At 71.6% G+C, this 21,689-nt stretch carries 18 protein-coding genes and 2 pseudogenes; 8 read left to right on the top strand and 12 right to left on the bottom strand.

Going from position 1 to position 21,689, the window contains the following annotated elements; translation table 11 throughout:
* Nucleotides 1-61: 61 nt before the first annotated feature.
* The gene (locus AMETH_RS24175; RefSeq protein WP_017983747.1) at nucleotides 62-1,006 is read left to right on the top strand and encodes a sigma-70 family RNA polymerase sigma factor; all 945 of its coding nucleotides are present in this window, start codon (nucleotides 62-64) and stop codon (nucleotides 1,004-1,006) included.
* 62 nt (nucleotides 1,007-1,068) lie between these two features.
* Here the strand turns inward: AMETH_RS24175 and AMETH_RS37290 are convergent.
* From AMETH_RS37290 to AMETH_RS24160, 4 genes and pseudogenes are all read right to left on the bottom strand, one after another.
* Nucleotides 1,069-1,291: pseudogene (locus AMETH_RS37290) on the bottom strand (helix-turn-helix domain-containing protein); the annotation flags it as partial.
* Nucleotides 1,292-1,328: 37 nt separating this feature from the next.
* On the bottom strand, nucleotides 1,329-2,510 hold the full coding sequence (locus tag AMETH_RS24170; RefSeq protein WP_017983746.1) for a thiolase domain-containing protein: 1,182 nt from the start codon (nucleotides 2,508-2,510) through the stop codon (nucleotides 1,329-1,331).
* A gap of 2 nt (nucleotides 2,511-2,512) precedes the next feature.
* Entirely contained in the window at nucleotides 2,513-3,562 is a 1,050-nt protein-coding gene (locus AMETH_RS24165) for a thiolase domain-containing protein (RefSeq protein ID WP_017983745.1), read from the bottom strand.
* A 12-nt stretch (nucleotides 3,563-3,574) separates the two neighbouring features.
* Nucleotides 3,575-4,531: a Zn-ribbon domain-containing OB-fold protein gene (locus AMETH_RS24160; RefSeq protein ID WP_017983744.1), complete on the bottom strand. Its 957-nt coding sequence runs from the start codon at nucleotides 4,529-4,531 to the stop codon at nucleotides 3,575-3,577.
* 90 nt (nucleotides 4,532-4,621) lie between these two features.
* Between AMETH_RS24160 and AMETH_RS24155 the strand changes: the two genes are divergently transcribed.
* Nucleotides 4,622-6,175 carry an acyl-CoA synthetase gene (locus tag AMETH_RS24155; protein WP_017983743.1) on the top strand — a complete coding sequence of 518 codons (1,554 nt, stop codon included), beginning with the start codon at nucleotides 4,622-4,624 and terminating at the stop codon, nucleotides 6,173-6,175.
* Nucleotides 6,176-6,842: 667 nt separating this feature from the next.
* On the opposite strand, the gene AMETH_RS24150 is transcribed toward AMETH_RS24155, so the two are convergent.
* Entirely contained in the window at nucleotides 6,843-7,631 is a 789-nt protein-coding gene (locus AMETH_RS24150; RefSeq protein ID WP_017983741.1) for a crotonase/enoyl-CoA hydratase family protein, read from the bottom strand.
* 58 nt (nucleotides 7,632-7,689) lie between these two features.
* On the opposite strand from AMETH_RS24150, the gene AMETH_RS24145 reads away from it, so the two are divergent.
* Both AMETH_RS24145 and AMETH_RS24140 read left to right on the top strand, forming a co-directional pair.
* Nucleotides 7,690-9,306 (top strand): acyl-CoA synthetase, encoded by a 1,617-nt coding sequence (locus AMETH_RS24145; protein WP_209436934.1) that lies wholly within the window; start codon nucleotides 7,690-7,692, stop codon nucleotides 9,304-9,306.
* 11 nt (nucleotides 9,307-9,317) lie between these two features.
* On the top strand, nucleotides 9,318-10,424 hold the full coding sequence (locus AMETH_RS24140; RefSeq protein WP_017983739.1) for an NAD(P)H-dependent flavin oxidoreductase: 1,107 nt from the start codon (nucleotides 9,318-9,320) through the stop codon (nucleotides 10,422-10,424).
* Here AMETH_RS24140 and AMETH_RS24135 read toward each other — a convergent pair.
* From AMETH_RS24135 to AMETH_RS24125, 3 genes and pseudogenes are all read right to left on the bottom strand, one after another.
* Nucleotides 10,385-11,626: an APC family permease gene (locus tag AMETH_RS24135; protein ID WP_026153321.1), complete on the bottom strand. Its 1,242-nt coding sequence runs from the start codon at nucleotides 11,624-11,626 to the stop codon at nucleotides 10,385-10,387. The two genes, AMETH_RS24140 and AMETH_RS24135, sit on opposite strands and share 40 nt — an antisense overlap.
* A 113-nt stretch (nucleotides 11,627-11,739) precedes the next feature.
* Nucleotides 11,740-12,974, bottom strand: a pseudogene (locus AMETH_RS24130) (RNA polymerase sigma factor).
* A 1-nt stretch (nucleotide 12,975) separates the two neighbouring features.
* Entirely contained in the window at nucleotides 12,976-13,395 is a 420-nt protein-coding gene (locus AMETH_RS24125; RefSeq protein WP_017983737.1) for a YciI family protein, read from the bottom strand.
* A 149-nt stretch (nucleotides 13,396-13,544) separates the two neighbouring features.
* Between AMETH_RS24125 and AMETH_RS24120 the strand changes: the two genes are divergently transcribed.
* Complete coding sequence (locus AMETH_RS24120; protein ID WP_017983736.1) at nucleotides 13,545-14,036, top strand: hypothetical protein; 492 nt, start codon at nucleotides 13,545-13,547, stop codon at nucleotides 14,034-14,036.
* Nucleotides 14,037-14,054: 18 nt separating this feature from the next.
* Nucleotides 14,055-14,492 (top strand): SRPBCC family protein, encoded by a 438-nt coding sequence (locus AMETH_RS24115; RefSeq protein WP_017983735.1) that lies wholly within the window; start codon nucleotides 14,055-14,057, stop codon nucleotides 14,490-14,492.
* A 46-nt stretch (nucleotides 14,493-14,538) separates the two neighbouring features.
* On the opposite strand, the gene AMETH_RS24110 is transcribed toward AMETH_RS24115, so the two are convergent.
* The 4 genes from AMETH_RS24110 to AMETH_RS24095 all read right to left on the bottom strand — a co-directional run bounded on the left by AMETH_RS24110 (nucleotide 14,539) and on the right by AMETH_RS24095 (nucleotide 19,846).
* Nucleotides 14,539-16,209: a fumarate hydratase gene (locus tag AMETH_RS24110; RefSeq protein WP_017983734.1), complete on the bottom strand. Its 1,671-nt coding sequence runs from the start codon at nucleotides 16,207-16,209 to the stop codon at nucleotides 14,539-14,541.
* Nucleotides 16,210-16,621: 412 nt separating this feature from the next.
* A complete protein-coding gene (locus tag AMETH_RS24105) occupies nucleotides 16,622-17,647 on the bottom strand; it encodes a sigma-70 family RNA polymerase sigma factor (RefSeq protein WP_026153319.1) in 1,026 nt (341 codons plus the stop codon).
* 244 nt (nucleotides 17,648-17,891) lie between these two features.
* On the bottom strand, nucleotides 17,892-18,317 hold the full coding sequence (gene dtd, locus AMETH_RS24100) for a D-aminoacyl-tRNA deacylase (protein ID WP_017983732.1): 426 nt from the start codon (nucleotides 18,315-18,317) through the stop codon (nucleotides 17,892-17,894).
* Complete coding sequence (locus tag AMETH_RS24095) at nucleotides 18,314-19,846, bottom strand: N5-glutamine methyltransferase family protein (RefSeq protein WP_209436805.1); 1,533 nt, start codon at nucleotides 19,844-19,846, stop codon at nucleotides 18,314-18,316. The genes dtd and AMETH_RS24095 overlap by 4 nt, the downstream gene beginning before the upstream one ends.
* On the opposite strand from AMETH_RS24095, the gene AMETH_RS24090 reads away from it, so the two are divergent.
* Nucleotides 19,845-21,128: an amidohydrolase gene (locus AMETH_RS24090; protein ID WP_017983730.1), complete on the top strand. Its 1,284-nt coding sequence runs from the start codon at nucleotides 19,845-19,847 to the stop codon at nucleotides 21,126-21,128. The two genes, AMETH_RS24095 and AMETH_RS24090, sit on opposite strands and share 2 nt — an antisense overlap.
* Nucleotides 21,125-21,679: a DinB family protein gene (locus tag AMETH_RS24085; protein WP_017983729.1), complete on the top strand. Its 555-nt coding sequence runs from the start codon at nucleotides 21,125-21,127 to the stop codon at nucleotides 21,677-21,679. Before AMETH_RS24090 ends, AMETH_RS24085 begins: the two co-directional genes overlap by 4 nt.
* Nucleotides 21,680-21,689: the final 10 nt, after the last annotated feature.

Here is a 21,689-nt window from a genome sequence, read left to right as displayed (position 1 = left end):
CGCCGGCCCCGGTGTGGCCCGGCGGAAGTACATACCGGCGAGTGCCGCCATACTCATCGCGATGGCCAGGGTCGATTTCGCAGCGCTGACCGAACCGCACCGGGCGGAGCTGCTCGCGTACTGCTACCGGATGCTCGGGTCGGTCCACGAGGCCGAGGACCTGGTGCAGGAGACCATGTTGCGGGCGTGGCAGGCCCGTGAGCGCTACGACGAGCGGCGGGCGTCGATCCGCACCTGGCTGTACCGCATCGCGACCAACGCGTGCCTGACCGCGCTGGAAGGCAAGGCGCGCCGGCCGCTCCCGTCCGGGCTGGGCGCGCCCAGCACCGCCCCCGGGGCGCCCCTGCGGCCGGCTTTCGAGGTGCCCTGGTTGCAGCCCTTCCCCGACGCCCGGCTCGGCGATCCGGCGGACCAGGCCGTGCGGCGGGACAGCATGCGGCTGGCGCTGATCGCGGCCATGCAGACGCTGCCGCCGCGGCAGCGGGCCGTCTGGGTGCTGCGCGAGGTCCTGGCTTTCCGCGCCGCCGAGGTGGCCGGACTGCTGAACACCTCGGTCGCTTCGGTGAACAGCGCCCTGCAGCGGGCGCGGGCGGGGCTGTCCGTCGCGGCCCTCGAAGACGTCGCCCCGTCCGGCGACCCCGCGGCGCGCCGGACCGTGGAGGCCTACGTCCGCGCGTTCGAGGCGGCCGACGTGGACGCGCTGGTCGAGCTGCTCACCCACGACGCCGTGCTGGAGATGCCGCCGGTGCCGCTGTGGTACCGCGGCCGCGACGACTACGCCGCGTTCATCCGGCGGGTGTTCGCGATGCGCGGCGTGGGCTGGCGGATGGTCCCGACCGGGGCGAACGGCCAGCCGGCCGTGGCCGCCTACGCCCCGGATCCCGCCGGCGGGCACCGCCTGCACACCCTGCAGGTGTTCACCGTCGCCGGCGGGCGGATCAGCCGCACGGTCGTCTTCCAGGACCCGGCGGTGTTCGCGGCCTTCGACCTGCCTACCGCCGTCTAGGTGGGTTGTCTGGTGAGGTTGGTTCCGCGGCTGGCGGGGGTGTGGCCGCCGCCCGATCCGGTCCGCAGCGCTACCACCTGCGCTTCCACCTCTGGCGGGGTCTGCCCGGGGCTGTGGTGCGGGCGGCTGGATCGATCGACCAGGCCCGCCGGGCCGTGCTCGCGACAACGACTCGCCCAGCGGGCGACGGTGGTGTGACTGACCTGGAACCGCTCTACCGCCCGCGCAGCGACCACCCTGCTCCACGACACACCGGGCCAGCCGCAGCCGGCCGGTGGGGGCCAATGGCGCCTACCAGGGTCATCTCAGCGATGTCAGCCGGTCACCACCGTCCCCGGACAGCACACCTAGGCTTCGCCGAGCCCACCACCCACATCGCGAAGTACTGGGAGCCCCCGCCGTACGCGTGGCCCAGCGCGCGGCGCGCCCCGTCGACCTGGTAGTCGCCCGCCCGGCCCATCACCTGCTTCGCCGCCTCGGAGAATCGCAGCATGCCGGACGCCCCGATCGGGTTGGACGACAGCACCCCGCCGGACGGGTTGACCGGCAGCCTACCGGTCAGGGCGGTCTCCCCGGCCTCGGTCAGCTTCCAGCCCTCGCCCCCGGGCATGAAACCGAGGTTCTCCAGCCACATCGGCTCGAACCAGGAGAACGGCACGTAGATCTCCGCCGCGTCTATTTCGGACAGTGGGTCGGTGATCCCCGCCTCGCGCCACAGCGCCGCGGCGGCTTCCCGGCCGGCCTGCGGGTTGACCTGGTCGCGGCCGGCGAACGTGGTCGGCTCGGTGCGCATCGCGGTCGCGTGGACCCACGCCGCGCCCGGCACCGCGTCGCCCGCGGCCTCGTCGCCGATCACCATCGCGCACGCGCCGTCCGAGGACGGGCAGGTCTCGTCGTAGCGGATGGGGTCCCACAGCACCTGCGAGGACCGCACCTTCGCCACCGTGATGTCGGCCTGCTTGAGGTGCGCGTACGGGTTCAGCGCCCCGTTCCGCCGGTCCTTCGCCGCGACGATCGCCCCGACGTGCTCGGGCGCGCCCGACCGCCGGATGTAGGACCGCACGTGCGGCGCGAAGTACCCGCCCGCGCCGGCGCCGACCGGCATCGTGAACGGCGGCGCGATCGACAGCGCCCACATCGCGTTCGACTCGGACTGCTTCTCGAACGCCACCGTCAGCACGCGCCGGTGGATGCCGGACTGCACCAGGCTCGTCGCCACCAGCGCCGTCGACCCGCCCACCGAACCGGCGGTGTGCACGCGCAGCAACGGTTTCCCGGTCGCGCCCAGCGCGTCGGCCAGGAACAGTTCGGGCATCATCACGCCCTCGAACAGGTCCGGCGCCTTGCCGATGACCACCGCGTCGATGTCCGGCCACTCCACCTGCGCGTCGGCCATCGCGCGGTCGATCGCCTCCCGCAGCAGGCCGGGCATGGACACGTCGGTCCGCTTGGCCCGGTGGTGGGTCTGCCCGGTGCCGAGCACCGCGGCGAGCTGCTTCGCCATTCTCACGCCTCCAGGACCGCGACGAGGTTCTGCTGCAGGGCCGGGCCGCTGGTGGCGTGCGCGAGCACCTTCGAGGCCTGGCCGGTGAGGATCCGGGTGGCGGCCTCGCCAATGCGCGCCAGCCCGGCCGCGAACATCGGGTTGCCGCTGAGCGCGCCGCCCGAGGGGTTGACGCGGACGTCGTCGCCGAGCCCGAGCGCGGTCCGCAGGATCAGCTCCTGGTGGGTGAACGGCGCGTGCAGCTCGGCGATCTCCACGTCCCCGGTGCCGACCGCCTGCCCGGCCGCTTCCGTGGACGGCGAGCGGGTCAGGTCGCGCGCGCCGAGCACGGGCGTGTCCACCCGGTGCTCGATGCCGGTGATGACCGCGGGCCGTTCGGCGAACTCGTGCGCCCGCCCGGCCGCGGCGAGGACGATCACCGCGGCGCCGTCGGTCACCGGCGCGATGTCGTGCGCGCGCAACGGATCGGCCACGTACGGCGCGTCCAGCAGGTCGGCGATCTCGCTGGCGCCGGAGAACTGCGCGTGCGGGTTGCGGGTGGCGTCGGCGCGGCTGCGCGCGGCCACCTCGGCCAGGTCCTTCTCGCTCCACAGGCCGGCGTCCAGCCCGAGCCGCGCCTGCAGGCCCGCGATGCTCACCGAATCCGGCCACAGCGGCGCGACGGTGTACGGGTCGAGCTGCAGGGCCAGCACCCGGCGCAGCTGCCCGGCGGAAGACTTGCCGAAGCCGTAGACCAGCGCGGTGTCGACCTCGCCGGTACGGATCTTCAGCCAGGCCTCGTACAGCGCCCAGGCCGCGTCCATCTCCACGTGCGACTCGTGGATCGGCGGGAACGCGCCGATCGCGTCGATCGCGGAGATGAACGAGAACGCCCGGCCCGCCAGGTAGTCCGACGAGCCGGAGCACCAGAACCCGATGTCCGACTTGGACAGTCCGGTCTGCTTGTAGACCTGGGCGAAAATGGGCACGAGCATCTCCACGCCGTTCGTGGTGCCCGGCGTGGAGCGCACGTTCGGGGCCTGGGCGAACCCGACCACCGCGACGTCTCGCATGGCAGTTCCCCTCTACAGGTGGTGGGCGAAGGACTCGTAGGGCGCGTCCGGCTCGCCGGTCGGCTCGAAGTGGCTGATGTTCTCCAGGCTCGTCCAACACTCGTCGCGTGGTTTCCAGTTCGCCTTGACCCGCATGCCCATCCGGACGTCGGCGGCGCCGCAGCCGAGGACGAGGTGCAGGAACGCGATGTCGGCGCCGTCGAGCAGGATGTAGGCCGCGACGTAGGGCGGCTTGATGCGCTGGCCGAGGAACGGCACGTTGACGATGCAGAACGTGGTGACGATGCCGGTGTCCGGGAGTTCCACTTCGTCCACTGTGGGCACCCCGTCGGTAGGGCAGGCGCCGCGTGGCGGGATGTAGACCTTCTCGCACTTCGGGCAGCGCTGGCCGATGAGCTTGCCCTCGGCGAGGCCGCGCAGGTAACGGCTCTCCTCCGGTGACGCCGAGTGCTGGTAGTGCAGCTGGATCGGCGTGACCATCACACCGCTCTGTTCGGACTTCGGCGGTGGCGCGGGGGAGGGCCCGTCGTCCGCGCCGACGGGAAGGAAGTAGGCGATGTCCCGGATGTGGCCGGCGGGCTCGTCGGCCCAGCGCACGCGCACCCGCATCCCGGTGCGCATCTCGGCTGGGCTGTCCACGTGCACGGCGTGCAGCATCGCGGTGTCGGCGCCGTCCAGCCGGACCAGCGCCCACGCGAACGGCGTGGCCAGCGGCTGGCCCTCCAGCGGTTCGGGGATCCAGGACCAGCTCAGCACGGTGCCCTCGTCGGACACCGGCACGAACTCGGTGAGCGCCGCGGCGGTGACCGGGTCGTACTCCACCGGCGGCACGTGCACGCGGCCGTCCGAGCCGCGCACGCCCTCGATGCGGCGCTCGCGCAGTCCGGCGGCGAACCGGCCGAGCACGGGCCCGAGGGAGCGGGTGTAGTCGAAGGCGAGATCCAGCGGCGCGGACAGCGGTGTACTCACGAATCGAAGTGAAACACGTTCTCGATCTGGCGGCAAGACGCTCTGCCGGAAGGTTGCGCGGTAAGTGTAACAAGTTCTAGATTCGGGTGCATGACCACTGCACTGGAGACGATCGGCCTGTGGAACATCGCGGCCGGGCAGCCGGACCGGGCGGCGATCGTGAACTCCGACGGCAGCGAGGTCGGTTACGGCGCGCTCGCCGGCAAGGCCAACGCCTACGCGCGCGGCCTGCGTGAGCTGGGCCTGGAGACCGGCGACGTCGTGGTGGTGCTGCAGCCCAACAGCGACGAGCTGCTGGCCGCGTACTTCGCCGCGCTGCAGACCGGGCTGTACGTGGTGATGGTCAACTGGCACCTGGTCGGACCGGAGGTGGCCTACATCCTGTCCGATTCGGGGGCGAAGGCGTTCCTCGCGCACGAGCGGTTCGCCGACGTGGCGATCGCCGCGGCGGACGAGGCCGGGGTGCCCGCCTCCGGCCGGTTCGCGGTCGGCCGCATCGACGGGTTCCGCGACGTGGCCGAACTGGGCGCCGGGGGGAGCGGGCGCCCGGAGGTGCGGACGGCGGGGTCGCCGATGCTCTACACCTCCGGCACTACGGGACGGCCCAAGGGCGTGCGGCGGCCGCTGAGCGGGGCCGACCCGGACAGCGTGCCCGCCGCGTCCACGTGGTTCTTCGGGATCTTCGGGCTGAAGCCGTTCGACGACCACGTCCACCTGTGCGGTTCGCCGCTCTACCACACGGCGGTGCTGAACTTCGCGTCGATCTCGATCCAGCTGGGGCACACGGTCGTGCTGATGGACCGGTGGGACCCGGAGGAGATGCTGCGGCTGATCGAGCGGTACCGGGTTACGCACAGCCACATGGTCCCCACGCAGTTCCGGCGCCTGCTGGCGCTGCCGAAGGAGGTGCGGTCGCGCTACGACCTGTCGTCGCTGCGGAACATGATCCACGGCGCGGCGCCGTGCCCGCCCGAGGTGAAGCGGCGGATGCTGGAGTGGTGGGGCCCGGTCGTGACCGACTACTACGCCGCGAGCGAGGGCGGCGGCACGATGATCACCGGCGAGGAGTGGCTGCGCAAACCCGGTTCGGTGGGGCTCCCGTGGCCCGGCTCGGTGATCAAGATCCTGGACGACGACGGCAACGAGCTGCCCCCGGGACAGCCCGGCACGGTCTACATGCGGATGGGCACCTCGACGTTCGAGTACCACAAGGACGCCGAGAAGACGCGCAAGGCGCGGGTCGGGAACCTGTTCACCCTCGGCGACGTGGGTTACCTGGACGAGGACGGCTACCTGTTCCTGCATGACCGCAAGAACGACATGATCATCTCGGGCGGGGTAAACATCTACCCGGCCGAGATCGAGAACGAGCTGGTGATGCACCCGAAGGTCGCGGACGTGGCGGTGTTCGGCATCCCGCACGAGGACTGGGGCGAGGAGATCAAGGCGGTCGTCCAGCCGGCGCCGGGAGTCGCACCGGGGCCCGAGCTGGCGGAGGAGCTGCTGGAGTGGGTGCACGGCCGGCTGGCGAAGTTCAAGTGGCCGCGCAGTGTCGATTTCGCCGAGGAGCTGCCGAGGGATCCCAACGGTAAGCTGTACAAGCGCGAACTGCGGGATCCTTATTGGACGGACCGGAAGATCTGAGCCTCCTGCGGCCGCGGTTCCGTGCGGCCGGGCGCGGCCCGGTGTTCCGGAAATGTGCGCGCCCCGCTAGCCGCCCGCGCCCTGTTGGCAGCCCGAGTCCTGCGGATTGCCCCGCGGGGCGCGGTTCGGTGCGCGCGTGGCAGCCCGCCGACTTACCCCAGCGCGGGGTTGATCGGGCGCTCAGGCTGGGCGTGGCCGCAGGTCCCGCTGGTGCGTTCTTCCGTCACCACCTCGCCGGAGCGTGCGAAGCGCACCGACGCCCACCACGAACCGTCGGCGCGGGGGTGCTTCTCCCAGGTCAGCGTTCCCGGCACCCACTGCCCGGCGTCCTGGACAGGGCTTCGCAGGCGGATTCGGGTTTTCGCGCACCCTCAGCCACCGTTCGGTGCAGCAGTGCCCGCAGGGCTGGAGCTTCTCCGGGCCCAGGTCCGCCCAGCGGACCGGCACCACGTCACCGGTCTCGCCGCCCCTGCGGCGCACGTGCTCCTGCCCCTTGAGCAACCACTCGCACCGGTCGTCGTTGTGGTACGCCGACCCGCCCGTGGTGCGCCAGCCGCGCGGCAGCACCCCCGCCGGCGGCGGCGTGCAGTACGCGCACTGGTCCGCCGGCAGGAGGTGCTTGTATTCGCCGTCCATCGCGCCAAGGTAGCGGCGGCCACCGACAGTCTCAGCGGCCCTCGAACCGCGGCTTCCGCTTCTCCGTGAACGCGCGCGGCCCCTCTTTCGCGTCGGCGGACTGGAAGACCTTCAACCCGTACTGCGCCTCGATCTTGAAGGCCTCCTCCTCGGGCATCCCCTCGGTGTCGCGGATCGTGCGGAGGATCGCCTGCACCGCGAGCGGCCCGTTGGCGGCGATCATGTCCGCCAGATCCAGCGCGCGCTCCAGCGCCCGCCCGTCCGGCACCACGCTGCCGATCAGCCCGATCTCCTTGGCCTCGGCGGCGGTCAGGTGCCGCCCGGTCAGCAGGATCTCCGCAGCCAGCGTGTACGGGATCTGCCGCGGCAGCCGCACCGCCGAGCCGCCCATCGGGAACAGCCCCCACCGCGCCTCGGACACGCCGAACCGCGCGCTCTCCCCGGCCACGCGGATGTCGGTGGCCTGCAGGATCTCCGTGCCGCCCGCGATCGCCGGGCCCTCCACGGCCGCGATCAGCGGTTTCGTCAGCCGCCGTCCCTTCAGCAGGCCCTCGATGCGGCCCGGGGCGAACGTGCCCTTCTCGTACGAATCGGCGGGGGAGTTGTGGTTCATCGACTTCAGATCCGCGCCGGCGCAGAACGCGCCGCCCGCGCCGGTGAGCACACAGCACCGGATCTCCGGATCGTTGTCCACCCGGTCCCACGCCTCGACCAGGATCGCCATCATCTCGCCGCTGATCGCGTTGCGGACCTCCGGCCGGTTCATCGTCACCACGAGCGTGTGCGCGCGTTGTTCAACCAGGGCGTGCGGCTGCGTCATGATTACCTCTCCGTCCGGCGCCATTGCCCAAAACGATAACATGTTCTACTTTGGCTGGGTGGCATACAACATCGCGGATCTGCTCGAGCACGCCGTCGACGCCGTGCCGGATCGCCCCGCGGTCATCTGCGGACAGCGGCACGTCACCTACGCCCAGCTGGAGGACAGGGCCAACCGGCTGGCGCACCACCTCGCCGCGCAGGGGGTCGGTCCCGGCTCCCACATTGGCGTTTATTCCCGCAACTCCGTGGAGACGATCGAGGCGATGTTCGCCGCGTACAAGTTGCGCGCCATCGCGGTCAACGTCAACTACCGCTACGTCGAAGCCGAGCTCGAGTACCTCTTCGACAACGCCGACCTGGTCGCGCTCGTGCACGAGCGCAAGTACGCGGACAAGGTCGTCGCGGTGCTCCCGAAGGCCCCGAAACTGAAACACGTACTAGTGGTTGAGGACGGCAGCGACGCGGACTTCTCCGGCTACGGGGGCGCCGAGTACGGGCCGGCGCTCGCCGCGCAGTCGCCGGACCGCGACTTCGGTGAGCGCAGCCCGGACGACATCTACATCGTCTACACCGGCGGCACCACCGGCTATCCGAAGGGCGTCATGTGGCGCCACGAAGACGTGTGGCGGGCGCTCGGCGGCGGCATCGACTTCGTCACCGGCGAGTACGTCCCGGACGAGTGGACGATGGCCGAGCAGGGCAAGCAGGGCGCGATGGTCCGGCTGCCCGCCGCGCCGCTCATCCACGGCGCCGCCCAGTGGGCCGCCTTCGGCGCGATGTTCGGCGGCGGCACCGTCGTGTTCGTGCCGCAGTTCGATCCGCACGAGATCTGGCGCGAGATCGAGAAGCACAAGGTGCACGTCCTGACGATCGTCGGCGACGCGATGGCCCGCCCGCTGCTCGACGCCTACCGCGAGGGCGGATACGACGCCTCGTCGCTCGTCGCCGTGTCCAGCCACGCCGCGTTGTTCTCCCAGCCGGTCAAGCAGGAGTACCTGAGCACCTTCCCGAACCTGGTGCTCACCGACGCGATCGGCTCGTCGGAGAGCGGCTTCACCGGCATCGGCATGGTCGCCAAGGACGCCGACCACTCGGCAGGCCCGCGCGTGAACTTCGGCAAGGACGCCATCCTCATCGACGACGACAACCGCCTCGTCCCGCGCGCGCCCGGCGCGATCGGCCGGATCGCGCGCCGCGGGCACGTGCCGCTGGGCTACTACAAGGACCCGGCCAAGTCCGAGACGATCTTCGTCGAGGTCGAAGGCAACCGCTACGTGGTGCCCGGCGACTGGGCCCGCTACGAGGAGGACGGCACCGTCACCCTCCTCGGCCGCGGTTCGCAGTGCGTCAACACCGGCGGCGAGAAGGTGTTCCCGGAGGAGGTCGAGAGCGCGCTGAAGTCCCATCCGGACGTCTTCGACGCGATCGTCGTCGGCGTGCCGGACGAGCGGCTCGGTCAGCGGGTCGGCGCGATCCTGCAGGCGCGGCCCGGTGTCACGCCCGACCTCGGCGCGATCGAGGCGCACCTCCGGACGCAGGTCGCGGGCTACAAGGTGCCGCGCAGCGTGTGGCTGGTCGACCGGATCGGCCGGCTCCCGACCGGCAAACCGGACTACCCGTGGGCCGCCCGGCACGCCGCCGAGCACTCACCGATCGAGATCCAGAAGGCCTGAGGAGACACTTGATGCGCACCGCGCTGTGCGAGACGTTCGGCATCCGGTACCCGATCATCGGGTTCACCCCGTCAGAGCACGTGGCCGCCGCGATCAGCAAGGCAGGCGGCCTCGGCGTGCTCGGCTGCGTCCGGTTCAACGACGCCGGTGAACTCGACCGGGTGCTGGACTGGATGGATGCCAACATCGACGGCAAGCCCTACGGGGTGGACATCGTCATGCCCGCGAGGGTGCCCGCGGAGGGCGCCGCGCTGGACCTCGAAAAGCTCATCCCCGAGGAGCACCGCGCGTTCGTCGAGCGGACCTTGCGCGAGCTGGGGGTGCCGGAGCTGCCAGAGGACACCGAGGAACGCGCCGGCGTGCTCGGCTGGCTGCACTCGGTGGCCCGCGCGCACGTCGAGGTCGCGTTGAAGCACCCGATCAAGCTGATCGCCAACGCGCTCGGCTCACCCCCGGTCGACGTCATCAACCAGGCGCACGAGCACGGCGTGCCGGTCGCGGCGCTCGCCGGCAAGGCCGGGCACGCGGTGCGGCACGTCGACAACGGCGTGGACTTCGTGGTGGCGCAGGGGTACGAGGCGGGCGGGCACACCGGCGAGATCGCCTCGATGGTGCTGCTGCCGGAGATCGTCGACGCGGTGGGCGACCGCGCGCCGGTGCTCGCGGCGGGCGGGATCGGTTCGGGCAGGCAGGTCGCGGCGGCGCTGGCGCTGGGCGCGTCCGGCGCGTGGACCGGCTCGATCTGGCTCGCGACGGAGGAGTACCTGCAGACGATGCCCGAGTCGACCGCGATGCAGAGCGCGCTGGTGGGGGCGACGTCGTCGGACACCGTGCGGACGCGCATCTACACCGGCAAACCGGCGCGGCTGCTCAAGACGCGCTGGACGGAGGCCTGGTCGTCCGCGGACGCGCCCGAACCGCTGCCGATGCCGCTGCAGAACCTGCTGGTGAGCAAGGCGCACAACCGCATCCACGCGGCGAACGACCCGACGGTGGTGTCGATGCCCGCCGGGCAGATCATCGGCCGGATCGACCGGGTGCGGCCGGTGGCCGAGATCGTGGCCAACCTGGTCAGCGGTTACGAGGAAGCGTTGTCCCGCCTGGACAAGACGAGGTAGGCGAGCGCGCCGGCGGCGAGCACGACGACACCGCTGATCACCGACGACAGCGGCAGGCTGAACGCGAGCACCACGCAGCCGGCGAGCCCCACCACGGGCACCACGCGGCGGGCGCCGAGCGTCCACGCGCTCGCGTTCGCGATCGCGTAGTAGGTCAGCACCGCGAACGAGGAGAACCCGATCGCGCCGCGCAGGTCGGTCACCAGCACCAGGGCGGCGACCACGACCCCGACCGCCACCTCCGCGCGGTGCGGCACGGCGAACCGCGGGTGCACGGCGGCCAGCGGAGCGGGCAGGTGGCCGTCCCGGGCCATGGCGAACGTCGTCCGGGACACGCCGAGCACCAGGGCGAGCAGCGAGCCCAGCGCGGCCAGTGCGGCGCCGGCCCGGACCACCGGGGTGAGCGCCGACCACGACGTGCTCGCGATCGCCGTCGCGATCGGGTCCGAAGTGGACGCCAGACCGTCCGGCCCCAGTTGCAGCAGCAGGAAAACAGCGACGACGGCGTACACGGCGAGCGTGATCCCCAGCGCGATCGGGATGGCTCGCGGGATGGTGCGCTCCGGATCGCGCACCTCCTCGCCGAGGGTGGCGATCCGCGCGTACCCGGCGAAAGCGAAGAACAACAGCCCGGCCGACTGCAGGATGCCGTCCGCGCCCGAGCCGGGGAACGGCGTCAGGTTGGCGGAATCCGGGCTGCCTGCGATCACGATCCCGGCCACCGACCCGGCGAGGACCACGAGCGTGGTCGTGACGATGACCTTGGTGAGCGTCACCGACCGCTGGACGCCGCGGTAGTTGAGGGCGGTCAGCGCGAGCACGACGGCCGCCGCGACGAGCGACTGCGCGAGGCGGCTCGCGCCGGGCGCGGTGTAGGACGCGACGGTCAGCGCCATCGCCGCGCAGCTCGCGGTCTTGCCGACGACGAACCCCCACCCGGCGAGGTAACCCCAGAACTCGCCGAGCCGCTCCCGGCCGTAGACGTAGGTGCCGCCGGATTCGGGGTATCGCGCGGCGAGGCGGGCGGAGGAGGTGGCGTTGCAGTAGGCGACCATGGCGGCCAGCGCCAGGCCGATCAGCAGCCCCGCGCCCGCGGCCCGGGCGGCAGGCGCGAAGGCGGCGAACACCCCGGCCCCGATCATCGACCCCAGGCCGATCACGACCGCGTCCCCGGTGCCGAGCCGCCGCACTAGTCTTGTCACGGGGAGACCGTAACCGGTGGCCTGGCCGCGGGGATGATCCGTCACGGGATGTTCGGCGCCCGTTCGCCCGCGGACGGGGGAGCGATCGACCAGAGCGCCCAGGATCGTGCCGTTCAACCAAGGGCGTCCAGCTTCCGTTCCAGCACCGCGCGCTCCCGTTCGTTGCCGCACAGCTCGACGGCCCGCGTCGGCTCCGTCCTGGCCTCCTCGGTGCGCCCGAGCCGCACGAGCAACTCGCCCCGCACGGTCGGCAGCAGGTGCGACTTGCCGAGTGCACCGGCGGCCGCCAGGGCGTCCACGATCGGCAGCGCCGCCGCCGGACCCTGCGCCATCGACACCGCCACCGCGCGGTTCAGGTCGACCACGGGCGACGGCGCGAGCCCGCCGAGTGCCTCGTACAGCAGCACCACCCGGTCCCAGTTCGTCTCCGCCACCGACGGAGCGACGGCGTGCACTCGGCGATCGCGGCCTGCAGGCCGTACGCGCCCAGCCACCGCCAGGCCGCCTCCGCCCGCGCCAGCGCCGCCCGTCCCCGCCGGATCGCCGACCGGTCCCACCGCCGCCGGTCCTGGTCCTCCAGCAGCACCGGCTCCCCGTCCGGTCCGGTGCGCGCCGGGAACCGCGCCGCGGTCAGTTCCAGCAACGCCAGCAGCCCGTGCACCTCCGGCTCGTCCGGCATCAGGCGCGACAGCACGCGGGCGAGGCGCTGGGCCTCGCCCGCGAGGTCGTACCTGATCAGGTCACCACCGGAGCTGGCCGACGAACCCTCGGTGAAGATCACGTAGATCGCGTTCAGCACCGACCCGAGCCGCGCGGCCCGCTCCTCCGGCGAGGGCACCTCGAACGGCACACCCGCCGCGCCGAGCGTCTTCTTCGCCCGCGTGATCCGCGCCTGCACGGTCGCCGTCGGCACGAGGAACGCCCGCGCGATCTCGTCGCTGGTCAGACCGCCGACCACCCGCAGCATCAGCGCCACCCGGGCCTCCCGCGACAGCACCGGGTGGCACGAGATGAACATCAGCGCGAGCACCTCGTCGTCGATCTGGTCCGGATCCCACTCGATCTCCCCGCCGTCCTCGCGCAGGTCGTTGGCGAGGACGGCGTACCTGTCGTCGAGCGCGGAGCGCCTGCGGAACGCGTCGACGGCCCGGCGCCTGCCCACCGTGAGCAGCCACCCCGCCGGGTTGCGGGGCACCCCCTCGCGCGGCCAGGTCACCACAGCCTCCGCCAGCGCCTCCTGGGCGAGGTCCTCGGCCAGCGCGAAATCGCCGGTGTAGCGCGCGAGCGCACCGACGATCCGCGCCGACTCGATGCGCCAGACGGCGGCGATCGCTTCCCGCTCGGTCATCTCAGAGCTGACCGGTCGCCTCGCGCCACGCCCGCTCCTTCTGGATCCACTCGTTGTCCTGCGGGAACTCGTCGATCGTGGTCACCCGCCGGATCTCGGTCTTGACACCCTTGCCCTTGATCGGGGACCGCTTGGCCCACTCGGCCGCCTCCTCCTTCGAGGCCACGTTGAGGATGTAGAAGCCGCCGAACAGCTCCTTCGTCTCGCCGTAGGGGCCGTCGGTGACCACGGGCGGCTCCGAGGAGTAGTCCACCACCACGCCGTCGTTCGCGTCGTCCAGCCCTTCGGCGGCGACCAGCACACCGGCCCGGATCAGCTCCTGGTTGTACCGGCCGGTCATCTCGATCATCTGGTCGAAGTCGAAGTCGGCCAGGTTCGCGAACGCCTCGTCGGTGGCCCGCCAGATCAGCATGAGCTTCATGGTGTTTCTCCCCCGGTGTCCGGGTCCTTCTGGACCCTCTCACCCCATGGGTCGAACGGGGGCCGTTCCGATCGACACGGTCCCGGGATTTTTCGTGCAACCCGTCGGCGGGCCCGTTCCGTCCTGGAGGCATGAGGTGGAAAGCAACGATGTGCGGACTGGGCCTCGTCCTGCTGGCGGCCACGGCCTGCGGCGAGCAGACCCCTACCGTCGGAAGCGGTTCCGGCGACGCGACCAGCAGCGAAGCCGCTCCCACCGCGCCGACCATCCCGGCCACCGACCTGCCCCCGGTCATGCCGGGCGGGCCGCGTCAGATGCAGCCACCGGCGGACACCGCCCAGGTGCCCGCCACCCGCGTCGACTCCTCGGCGCTGCCGTCGGACTTCCCGCGCGAGGTGTTCGTCAGCGCGGACGGCAAGCAGTTGTTCATCCGCGCCGAGGAGGGCGGGTGCGGCCGCGCCTCGGCCGAGGTGACCGCACAGGACGCGCGGCAGGTCGTCGTCAACCTGGTCGAGAACAAGAGCAACCTGGCAGGCCAGATGTGCACGATGGACATCCGCTACCCGGTGGTGTCGGCGACCCTGTCCGAGCCCCTGAACGAGCGGACTGTGGTGCTGACGAGCGCCAAACGAGGTTACTGACCGGTAGTATCCCCGGGCATGAGGAAACGCCAGGTCTCCGCGACGCGGATCGTCGCGGCCCCGCCGGAGAAGATCTTCGAGCTGCTCGCGGACCCGTCGAAGCACCCGCTGATCGACGGCTCCGGCACGGTCCTCGCCGCGCAAGGCGGCGGGCCGGAGCGCCTGACGCTCGGCTCCCGCTTCGGCATGGACATGAAGATGGGCGCGAACTACAAGATCCTCAACACGGTCGTCGAGTTCGACGAGAACCGGCTGATCGCCTGGCGGCACTTCAACGGGCACCGCTGGCGGTGGCAGCTCAAACCGCTCGAGGACGGCTCGACCGAGGTGACCGAGACCTTCGACTGGTCCACCGCGCGCATTCCGCTCTTGATCGACCTGAGCTTCTTCCCGCGCAAGAACAAACAGGCCATCGACAAAACGCTCGACCGGCTGGTCAACCTGTTCCAGGCGTGAAAAACGGGCGCCACCCACGTGGGTGGCGCCCGTTCCGGTCAGCCGGTCAGGAGCGGAAGCTGATCTGCAGCACCGGCTCCGACGTCTCGGCGAAGAAGTCGTTGCCCTTGTCGTCGATGACGATGAACGCCGGGAAGTCCTCGACCTCGATCTTCCACACGGCTTCCATGCCCAGCTCGGGGTACTCCAGCACCTCGACCTTCTTGATGCAGTCCTGCGCCAGCCGCGCCGCCGGCCCGCCGATCGAGCCGAGGTAGAACCCGCCGTGCTCCTTGCAGGACGCGGTGACCTGCTTGGACCGGTTGCCCTTGGCGAGCATCACCATCGACCCGCCCGCCGCCTGGAACTGGGCGACGTAGGAGTCCATCCGGCCCGCGGTGGTCGGCCCGAAGGAGCCGGAGGCGTAGCCGTCCGGGGTCTTCGCCGGGCCTGCGTAGTAGACCGGGTGGTCACGCAGGTACTGCGGCATCTCCTCGCCTGCCTCCAGCCGCTCCGCGATCTTCGCGTGCGCGATGTCGCGGGCCACCACCAGCGGGCCGGTCAGCGACAGCCGGGTCTTCACCGGCAGCGACGACAGCTGCGCGCGGATCTCGTCCATCGGGCGGTTCAGGTCGACCTGCACCACCTCGTCGGACAGGTCGTCGGTGGTGACGTCCGGCAGGAAGCGGGCCGGGTCGCGCTCGAGCTGCTCGATGAACACGCCGTCCGCGGTGATCTTCGCCTTCGCCTGGCGGTCGGCCGAGCAGGACACCGCGATGCCGACCGGGCAGGACGCGCCGTGCCGCGGCAGCCGGATGACGCGCACGTCGTGGCAGAAGTACTTGCCGCCGAACTGGGCGCCGATGCCGAACTGCCGGGTCATCTCCAGGACCTGCTGCTCCAGGTCGGTGTCCCGGAAACCGTGGCCGAGCGGGGACCCCTCGCGCGGCAGGTTGTCCAGGTAGCGGGCCGAGGCGAGCTTGGCGACCTTGAGGTTGTACTCGGCGGACATGCCGCCGACCACGATCGCCAGGTGGTAGGGCGGGCAGGCCGCGGTGCCGAGGCTGCGCAGCTTCTCGTCCAGGAACTTCGCCAGCCGCTTGGGGTTCAGGACGGCCTTGGTCTCCTGGTAGAGGAACGTCTTGTTGGCCGAGCCGCCGCCCTTGGCCATGAACAGGAACTCGTAGGTTGGATCGGACTGGCCGGCTGTGTTGTCTTTGTGGAACAGCTCAATCTGCGCCGGCAGGTTGGTCCCGGTGTTCTTCTCGTCCCAGAAGGTCACCGGCGCCATCTGCGAGTAGCGCAGGTTGAGCTCCTGGTAGGCGTCGAAGATGCCGCGGGCCAGCGCCTGCTCGTCGTTGCCGCCGGTGAGCACGCCCTGGCTGCGCTTGCCGATGACGATCGCGGTGCCGGTGTCCTGGCACATCGGCAGCACGCCGCCCGCCGAGATGGCCGCGTTGCGCAGCAGGTCCATCGCCACGAAACGGTCGTTGCCGCTGGCCTCGGGATCGTCGACGATCGCGCGGAGCTGCGCCAGGTGCGACGAACGCAGCAGGTGCTGGATGTCAGTAATCGCGGTCCGGGCGAGCTTGGTCAGCGCTTCGGGGTCGACTTCCAGGAACTTCCGTCCGGCGGCCTCGACTACCCGGACGCCCTCGGCCGTCACGAGCCGGTACTCGGTCTCGTGGTCCGGACCCAGCGGCAGCACGTCGGTGTACTGGAAGGTGGTGGTGGTCACTCGGGCTCCCTCGCAGGCAATTCGGGCCCTTGACGTTACCGCTTGCGCGTGCTTGCCCACGTAGAGGTGTGGCGCGCACCTCGCCGGAGATCGCGTGGCGCGAACCACCCCGCCGGGGGTATCGGCCGGCCCCGGTGCGCGTAGCTTGTGCCTCGGCCACTCCGAAAGACCCCCGAAAAGTCGGAAGGCCGGGCCCACCCCGACGGACCCGACCTTCCGGGGAAAGCGGCCGGGAGCACAGGGCACCCGCCGCGAAGTCCAACCGTCCGTAGGACGTGAAGAACTCACCAGACGTTGCTTCCACGGTGACGTGACCTACGTCATACGTCAACACTGCCGATCGGGTTGTCGTGGAACGCGAACAGGGCCACCCCGCGTAGGCGGAGCGGCCCTGCCGGTTGCCCTGGACGGGTCAGCTGGCGTAGGCGCGCAGGCGCTCCGCCCGCTCGCCCTGGCGCAGCTTCGACATGACCTCGCGCTCGATCTGGCGGACCCGCTCGCGGGACAGCCCGAAGTGCTTGCCGATCTGGTCGAGGGTGCGCGGCTGGCCGTCGTCGAGGCCGTAGCGCATCCGGATGACCTGCTGCTCCCGCTCGTCGAGCGTGGCCAGGACCCGGCGCAGGTCGTCCTGCAGTAGTCCCGAGATGACCGCGCTCTCGGCGTCGGTGGCCTCGGAGTCCTCGATGAAGTCGCCCAGCGGGGCGTCCTCGTCGGTGCCGACCGGCATGTCGAGGCTCACCGGGTCGCGGGCGTGGTCGAGCAGGTCGGCGACCTTCTCGACGGCGATGCCGGACTCGGCGGCCAGCTCCTCGTTGGTGGCCTCACGGCCGAGCTGCTGGTGCAGGTCGCGCTTGATGCGGGCCAGCTTGTTGACCTGCTCGACGAGGTGCACGGGCAGCCGGATGGTGCGGCCCTGGTCGGCCATGCCGCGGGTAATGGCCTGGCGGATCCACCACGTCGCGTAGGTCGAGAACTTGAACCCCTTGGAGTAGTCGAACTTCTCCACCGCGCGGATCAGACCCAGGTTCCCCTCCTGGATCAGGTCGAGCAGCGGCATCCCCCGCCCCGTGTAGCGCTTGGCCAGCGACACGACCAGCCGGAGGTTGGCCTCCAGCAGGTGGTTCTTGGCCTTGTGGCCGTCGCGCACGAGCGCCTCGAGCTCCTTGCGGCGCTGCGGGCTCAGCTTCGGCGCGGTGTCGAGCATGTGCTGCGCGAACACCCCCGCCTCGATGCGCTTGGCGAGCTCGACCTCGTCGGCGGCGGACAGCAGCGCGGTCTTGCCGATCCCGTTGAGGTAGACCCGCACGAGGTCCGCGGCCGGGCCCTGTGCGTCGAGATCCGCGTCGAGGTTGGGCGAAGGGCGTACGCTGGACTCGACGGGCTCGGTTTCGGGCTCGGGGACCTCACGAGTCGGGCGCTCGAGAGTCTGTACTGACATGTTCTGCCTCCCCGGTCACGGGCGGACACGTTCGGTGCGTCACACCGGCTGTTGCGCCGCGTGGGTGGATCCTGTGGAGTGCTCCACCCCCGCGGTGTCCAGCTCGTCGGCTGGACAATGGTTCCAACGCCGGCCGTTGCCAAAACGTTCCCGCCTTCTCGACCTCAAGACGAGGCGGTCCCGGACCGGGTTGCTCCACCAAAGCTGAGGTTTTGCTGAGAGACCGCTTCGGCGGAGCAGTGGTTCAGACCTCCACGAGCACCGTGAAAGGTCCGTCGTTCACGCTGCGCACCGCCATCATGGCGCCGAACTTCCCCGTGGCCACACGGGCTCCGCGCTCGCGCAGCTCCGCCACGACGCGGTCGAACAGCGCCAGCGCGTCGTCCGGGCGGGCCGCCTGCGTCCACGATGGACGGCGCCCCTTGCGGGTGTCGCCGTACAGCGTGAATTGGCTCACCACCAGCAAAGGGGCGCCGGAAGTGGCGCACGACTCCTCGTCGCGGAGGATGCGGAGTTCGTGCAGCTTCCGCGCCATGGTGACCGCTTTGTCCTCGCTGTCCGAAACATGGACGCCGAGCAGCACCAGCAGCCCCGGCTCCTCGATCGCGCCGACGACCTCGCCCTCGACTGTGACGCTCGCCTCGGTCACCCGCGCCGCGACGGCCCTCACACCGCCTCCAGGAAGCCGTGGCGGACCAGTTCCCGCACCAGCGGCAGCGCGGCCTCGGTGAGCGCCTCCTCGTCCAGCCCGTGCCCGGCCGCGAGCAGCGACAGCAGGTCCGACAGCGGCAGCGCGCCCCGGCAGCCGGCCAGCAGCGCGGCGACCGTCTCGTCCACCTCGTGCTGCCAGCCGGGACCGTCGGAGCGGTGCAGCCGCAGCACCGTGGTGTCCCAGCCCTCGTCGCCGGGCGCGGACACCCGCTCCAGCAGCACCGTCGGCGGCACCCGGAAGCGCGCGTCCAGCAGGTCGTGCCCGTGCTCCCGTAGCCAGGCCACCCGGTCCAGCCACCGGCCGGCCTCCGGGCCCAATGGGTCGTCGTAGGCCTGCCGCAGGTCCTCGCACACCACCGTGGGGTGGGCCGCGTCCGTCCGGCGCAGGGTGACGAAACCGAACCCGACGCCCTGGACCTTGTTCTCGGCGAACCAGTCCAGCCAGTCGGCGGCCTTGGCCCGGCCGCGATCGGAGCGCGGGTCGATGCCCGCGTCACGCAACCAGGTGCCCACGTACAGCCCGGGGTCGGCTACGTCCCGTTGCACGAACCACGCGTCCGTGCCGCCGGGCAGCCAGCGGCTCACCCGGTCGGCCCAGTCCTCGCCGTCCACGTGCAACCAGGAGGCGAGCAGCTGCCCGGTGCCGCCCTCGGTCAGGAAGCCGGGCAGCTGGCGGATCACCAGGGCGCTCGCGTCGTCGCCGCCGAGGCCGGAGTCGCGGTAGGTGTAGTCGACGCGCGGCGGTCCCACCACGAACGGGGGATTGCACACGATCTGGTCGAACCGGCGGCGCGCGACCGGCGCGAACCACTCGCCCCGCACCAGTTCCACGTCCAGCTCGTTCAGCCGGAACGTCGCGTCCGCCAGCGCCAGCGCCCGCTCCGACACGTCGGTGGCGGTGACGCGCTGGGCGTGCCGCGTGGCGTGCAGCGCCTGCACGCCGTTGCCGGTGCCCAGGTCCAGCAGGCTGCCCACCGGGCGGCGGGTCGTGGCGCGGATCAGGCTCAGCGACGCGTGCCCGACGCCGAGCACGTGGTCCGGCGGGACCTCCGCGCCCAGCACGTCGGAGTCCAGGTCCGAGACGACCCACCACGAGCCCTGCTCGTCCCCGTGCGGCCGCACGTCCAGGCCCGCGCGCAGCTGCTCCCGGCCGCGCACGAGACCGGCCGCGAGCGCGTCGTCCAGTGCCACCGGCGCCAGCGCGGCCCGCACGGCCGCTTCGGGCTCGGCGGAACCCAGCAGGAACAGGCGGATGAGCGTGCCGAGCTCGCCGGCGTCCGCGCTGGCGCGGAAGGCGAGTTCGGGCTCGCCGCGGCCCAGCGCCGCGTGGGCCGCCCCGCCGAGGGCGTCGACCACGCCGTCGGCGTCGTAGCCGGTGCGCTGGAACGCCTCGCGCAGCCGGGCCAGGAAATCGTCGGAGAACCGCGGAATGCTCACGGTGGGTGATCCTCCCACGCGGGCGCCGCGGCTGTGCTGAGATGGCCGCATGACCACCACGGACCGGGCGACGGTGCTCGCGGGGCTCGGCGAACTCCTGCCGGGACTGGAGGAGCTCTACGTCGACCTGCACCGCAACCCCGAGCTGTCGTTCGCCGAGCACCGCACCGCCGGCAAGCTCGCGGACCGGTTGCGCGACGCCGGTTACGAGGTGCACACCGGCATCGGCGGGACTGGGGTGGCGGGGGTGCTGCGAAACGGGGACGGCCCGGTCGTGATGCTGCGCGCGGACATCGACGCGCTGCCGGTGGCCGAGAAGACCGGCCTGCCCTACGCCAGCGAGGTGCGCGCGCCGAACCCGGACGGCGACGAGGTCCCGGTGATGCACGCGTGCGGCCACGACATGCACGCCACCTGGCTGGACGGCGCGGCGCGGCTGCTCGCGGGCGGCCGGGACGGCTGGCGGGGCACCGTCGTCGTGGTCTACCAGCCGGGGGAGGAGGTCGGCGAGGGCGCGGAAACGATGGTGCGCGACGGCCTGTTCGACCTCGTCGGCACGCCCGCGGTGGTGCTGGGCCAGCACGTCGTCCCCGGCCCGGCGGGCTGGGTGCTGACGCGGCCCGGCGTGCTGATGGCGGCCACCGACTCGCTGCGGATCGTGCTGCACGGCCGCGGCGGGCACGGCTCCCGGCCGGAGACGACCGTCGACCCGGCGGTGCTGGCGGCGTCGGTCGTGATGCGGCTGCAGACGATCGTGTCCCGCGAGATCGCGGCGACCGAGCAGGCCGTGGTGACCGTCGGGTCGATGCACGTCGGCACCGCGGCCAACGTCATCGCCGAGGAAGCGGTGCTCGAGGTCAACGTCCGCACCTTCGACGAGCAGGTCCGGCGGCGGGTGCGGGCCGCGGTCGAGCGCATCGTCCAGGGCGAGGCGGCCGCGGCGGGCGCGCCGCGGCCGCCGGAGATCACGCCGATCGCGACCTTCCCGGTCACCGCCAACGACGAGGGCGCGAACCGCACGCTCACCGAGGCGTTCACCGCGCACTTCGGCGCCGACCGGACCATGGACGCGCCGCTGGTCACCGGCAGCGAGGACTTCGGCGAGTTCGGCAGGGCGGCCGGGGTGCCGTCGGTGTTCTGGCTGGTCGGCGGCCTGGACCAGGACTTCGTGCTCACCGCGATGGCCGAGGGCCGGTTCGAGCGCGACGTCCCGTCGAACCACTCGCCGCGGTTCGCGCCGGTGCTGCACCCGACGCTGCGGACCGGGGTGGAGACGCTGGTCGTGGCCGCGCTCACGTTTTTGTCGGTGGGTGCTGGCAGGCTCGGGGCATGACCGGAAACGCCCCGATCCCCGCCGCCAACTTCGCCCAGCCGTGGGCGGACGACACCCGCCCGCCCCTGCCCAAGACCGGTGACGAGCGCGAGATCCTCACCGCCTACCTCGACTGGCACCGGCAGACCTTCGAGCTCAAGTGCGCCGGCGTGGCGCCGGACCGCCTGTCCGAGAAGCTGATCCCGCCCTCCGGCCTGACCCTGCACGGCCTGGCGCGCCACCTCGCCGGCGTCGAGCGGTGGTGGTTCCGCATCCAGTTCCGCGGCGAGGACGTGCCCGTCCTGTACTACTCCGACGAAGACCCGGAACAGGACTTCGAGCGCCTGGACGGCGATCCGGCGGAGGCGCTGGCGGTGTGGCGCGCCGAGTGCGAGGCCTCCCGGCGGATCGTCGCCGACGCGCCCTCGCTGGACGTCACGGGCGTGCACCAGGCCTCCGGTGAGCCGATCTCGTTGCGGCGGATCATCGTGCACATGCTCGCCGAGTACGCACGCCACAACGGGCACGCCGACCTGCTGCGCGAACGGATCGACGGCAGGACCGGGCACTGAGGAGGGGAAC

Source organism: Amycolatopsis methanolica 239 (genome assembly GCF_000739085.1).
GTDB lineage: Bacteria > Actinomycetota > Actinomycetes > Mycobacteriales > Pseudonocardiaceae > Amycolatopsis_E > Amycolatopsis_E methanolica.
This window is presented reverse-complemented; position numbering and strand designations above follow the sequence as displayed.

Excerpts from the sequence above, each read along its gene's own strand:
- AMETH_RS24125 (WP_017983737.1), bottom strand. The coding sequence starts at position 13,395 with ATGAAGCTCATGCTGATCTGGCGGGCCACCGACGAGGCGTTCGCGAAC.
- AMETH_RS24155 (WP_017983743.1), top strand. The coding sequence starts at position 4,622 with ATGACCACTGCACTGGAGACGATCGGCCTGTGGAACATCGCGGCCGGG.
- AMETH_RS24120 (WP_017983736.1), top strand. The coding sequence starts at position 13,545 with ATGTGCGGACTGGGCCTCGTCCTGCTGGCGGCCACGGCCTGCGGCGAG.
- AMETH_RS24150 (WP_017983741.1), bottom strand. The coding sequence starts at position 7,631 with ATGACGCAGCCGCACGCCCTGGTTGAACAACGCGCGCACACGCTCGTG.
- AMETH_RS24085 (WP_017983729.1), top strand. The coding sequence starts at position 21,125 with ATGACCGGAAACGCCCCGATCCCCGCCGCCAACTTCGCCCAGCCGTGG.
- AMETH_RS24105 (WP_026153319.1), bottom strand. The coding sequence starts at position 17,647 with ATGTCAGTACAGACTCTCGAGCGCCCGACTCGTGAGGTCCCCGAGCCC.
- AMETH_RS24175 (WP_017983747.1), top strand. The coding sequence starts at position 62 with ATGGCCAGGGTCGATTTCGCAGCGCTGACCGAACCGCACCGGGCGGAG.
- AMETH_RS24095 (WP_209436805.1), bottom strand. The coding sequence starts at position 19,846 with ATGCGGCCATCTCAGCACAGCCGCGGCGCCCGCGTGGGAGGATCACCC.
- AMETH_RS24140 (WP_017983739.1), top strand. The coding sequence starts at position 9,318 with ATGCGCACCGCGCTGTGCGAGACGTTCGGCATCCGGTACCCGATCATC.
- AMETH_RS24170 (WP_017983746.1), bottom strand. The coding sequence starts at position 2,510 with ATGGCGAAGCAGCTCGCCGCGGTGCTCGGCACCGGGCAGACCCACCAC.
- AMETH_RS24115 (WP_017983735.1), top strand. The coding sequence starts at position 14,055 with ATGAGGAAACGCCAGGTCTCCGCGACGCGGATCGTCGCGGCCCCGCCG.
- AMETH_RS24165 (WP_017983745.1), bottom strand. The coding sequence starts at position 3,562 with ATGCGAGACGTCGCGGTGGTCGGGTTCGCCCAGGCCCCGAACGTGCGC.
- AMETH_RS24090 (WP_017983730.1), top strand. The coding sequence starts at position 19,845 with ATGACCACCACGGACCGGGCGACGGTGCTCGCGGGGCTCGGCGAACTC.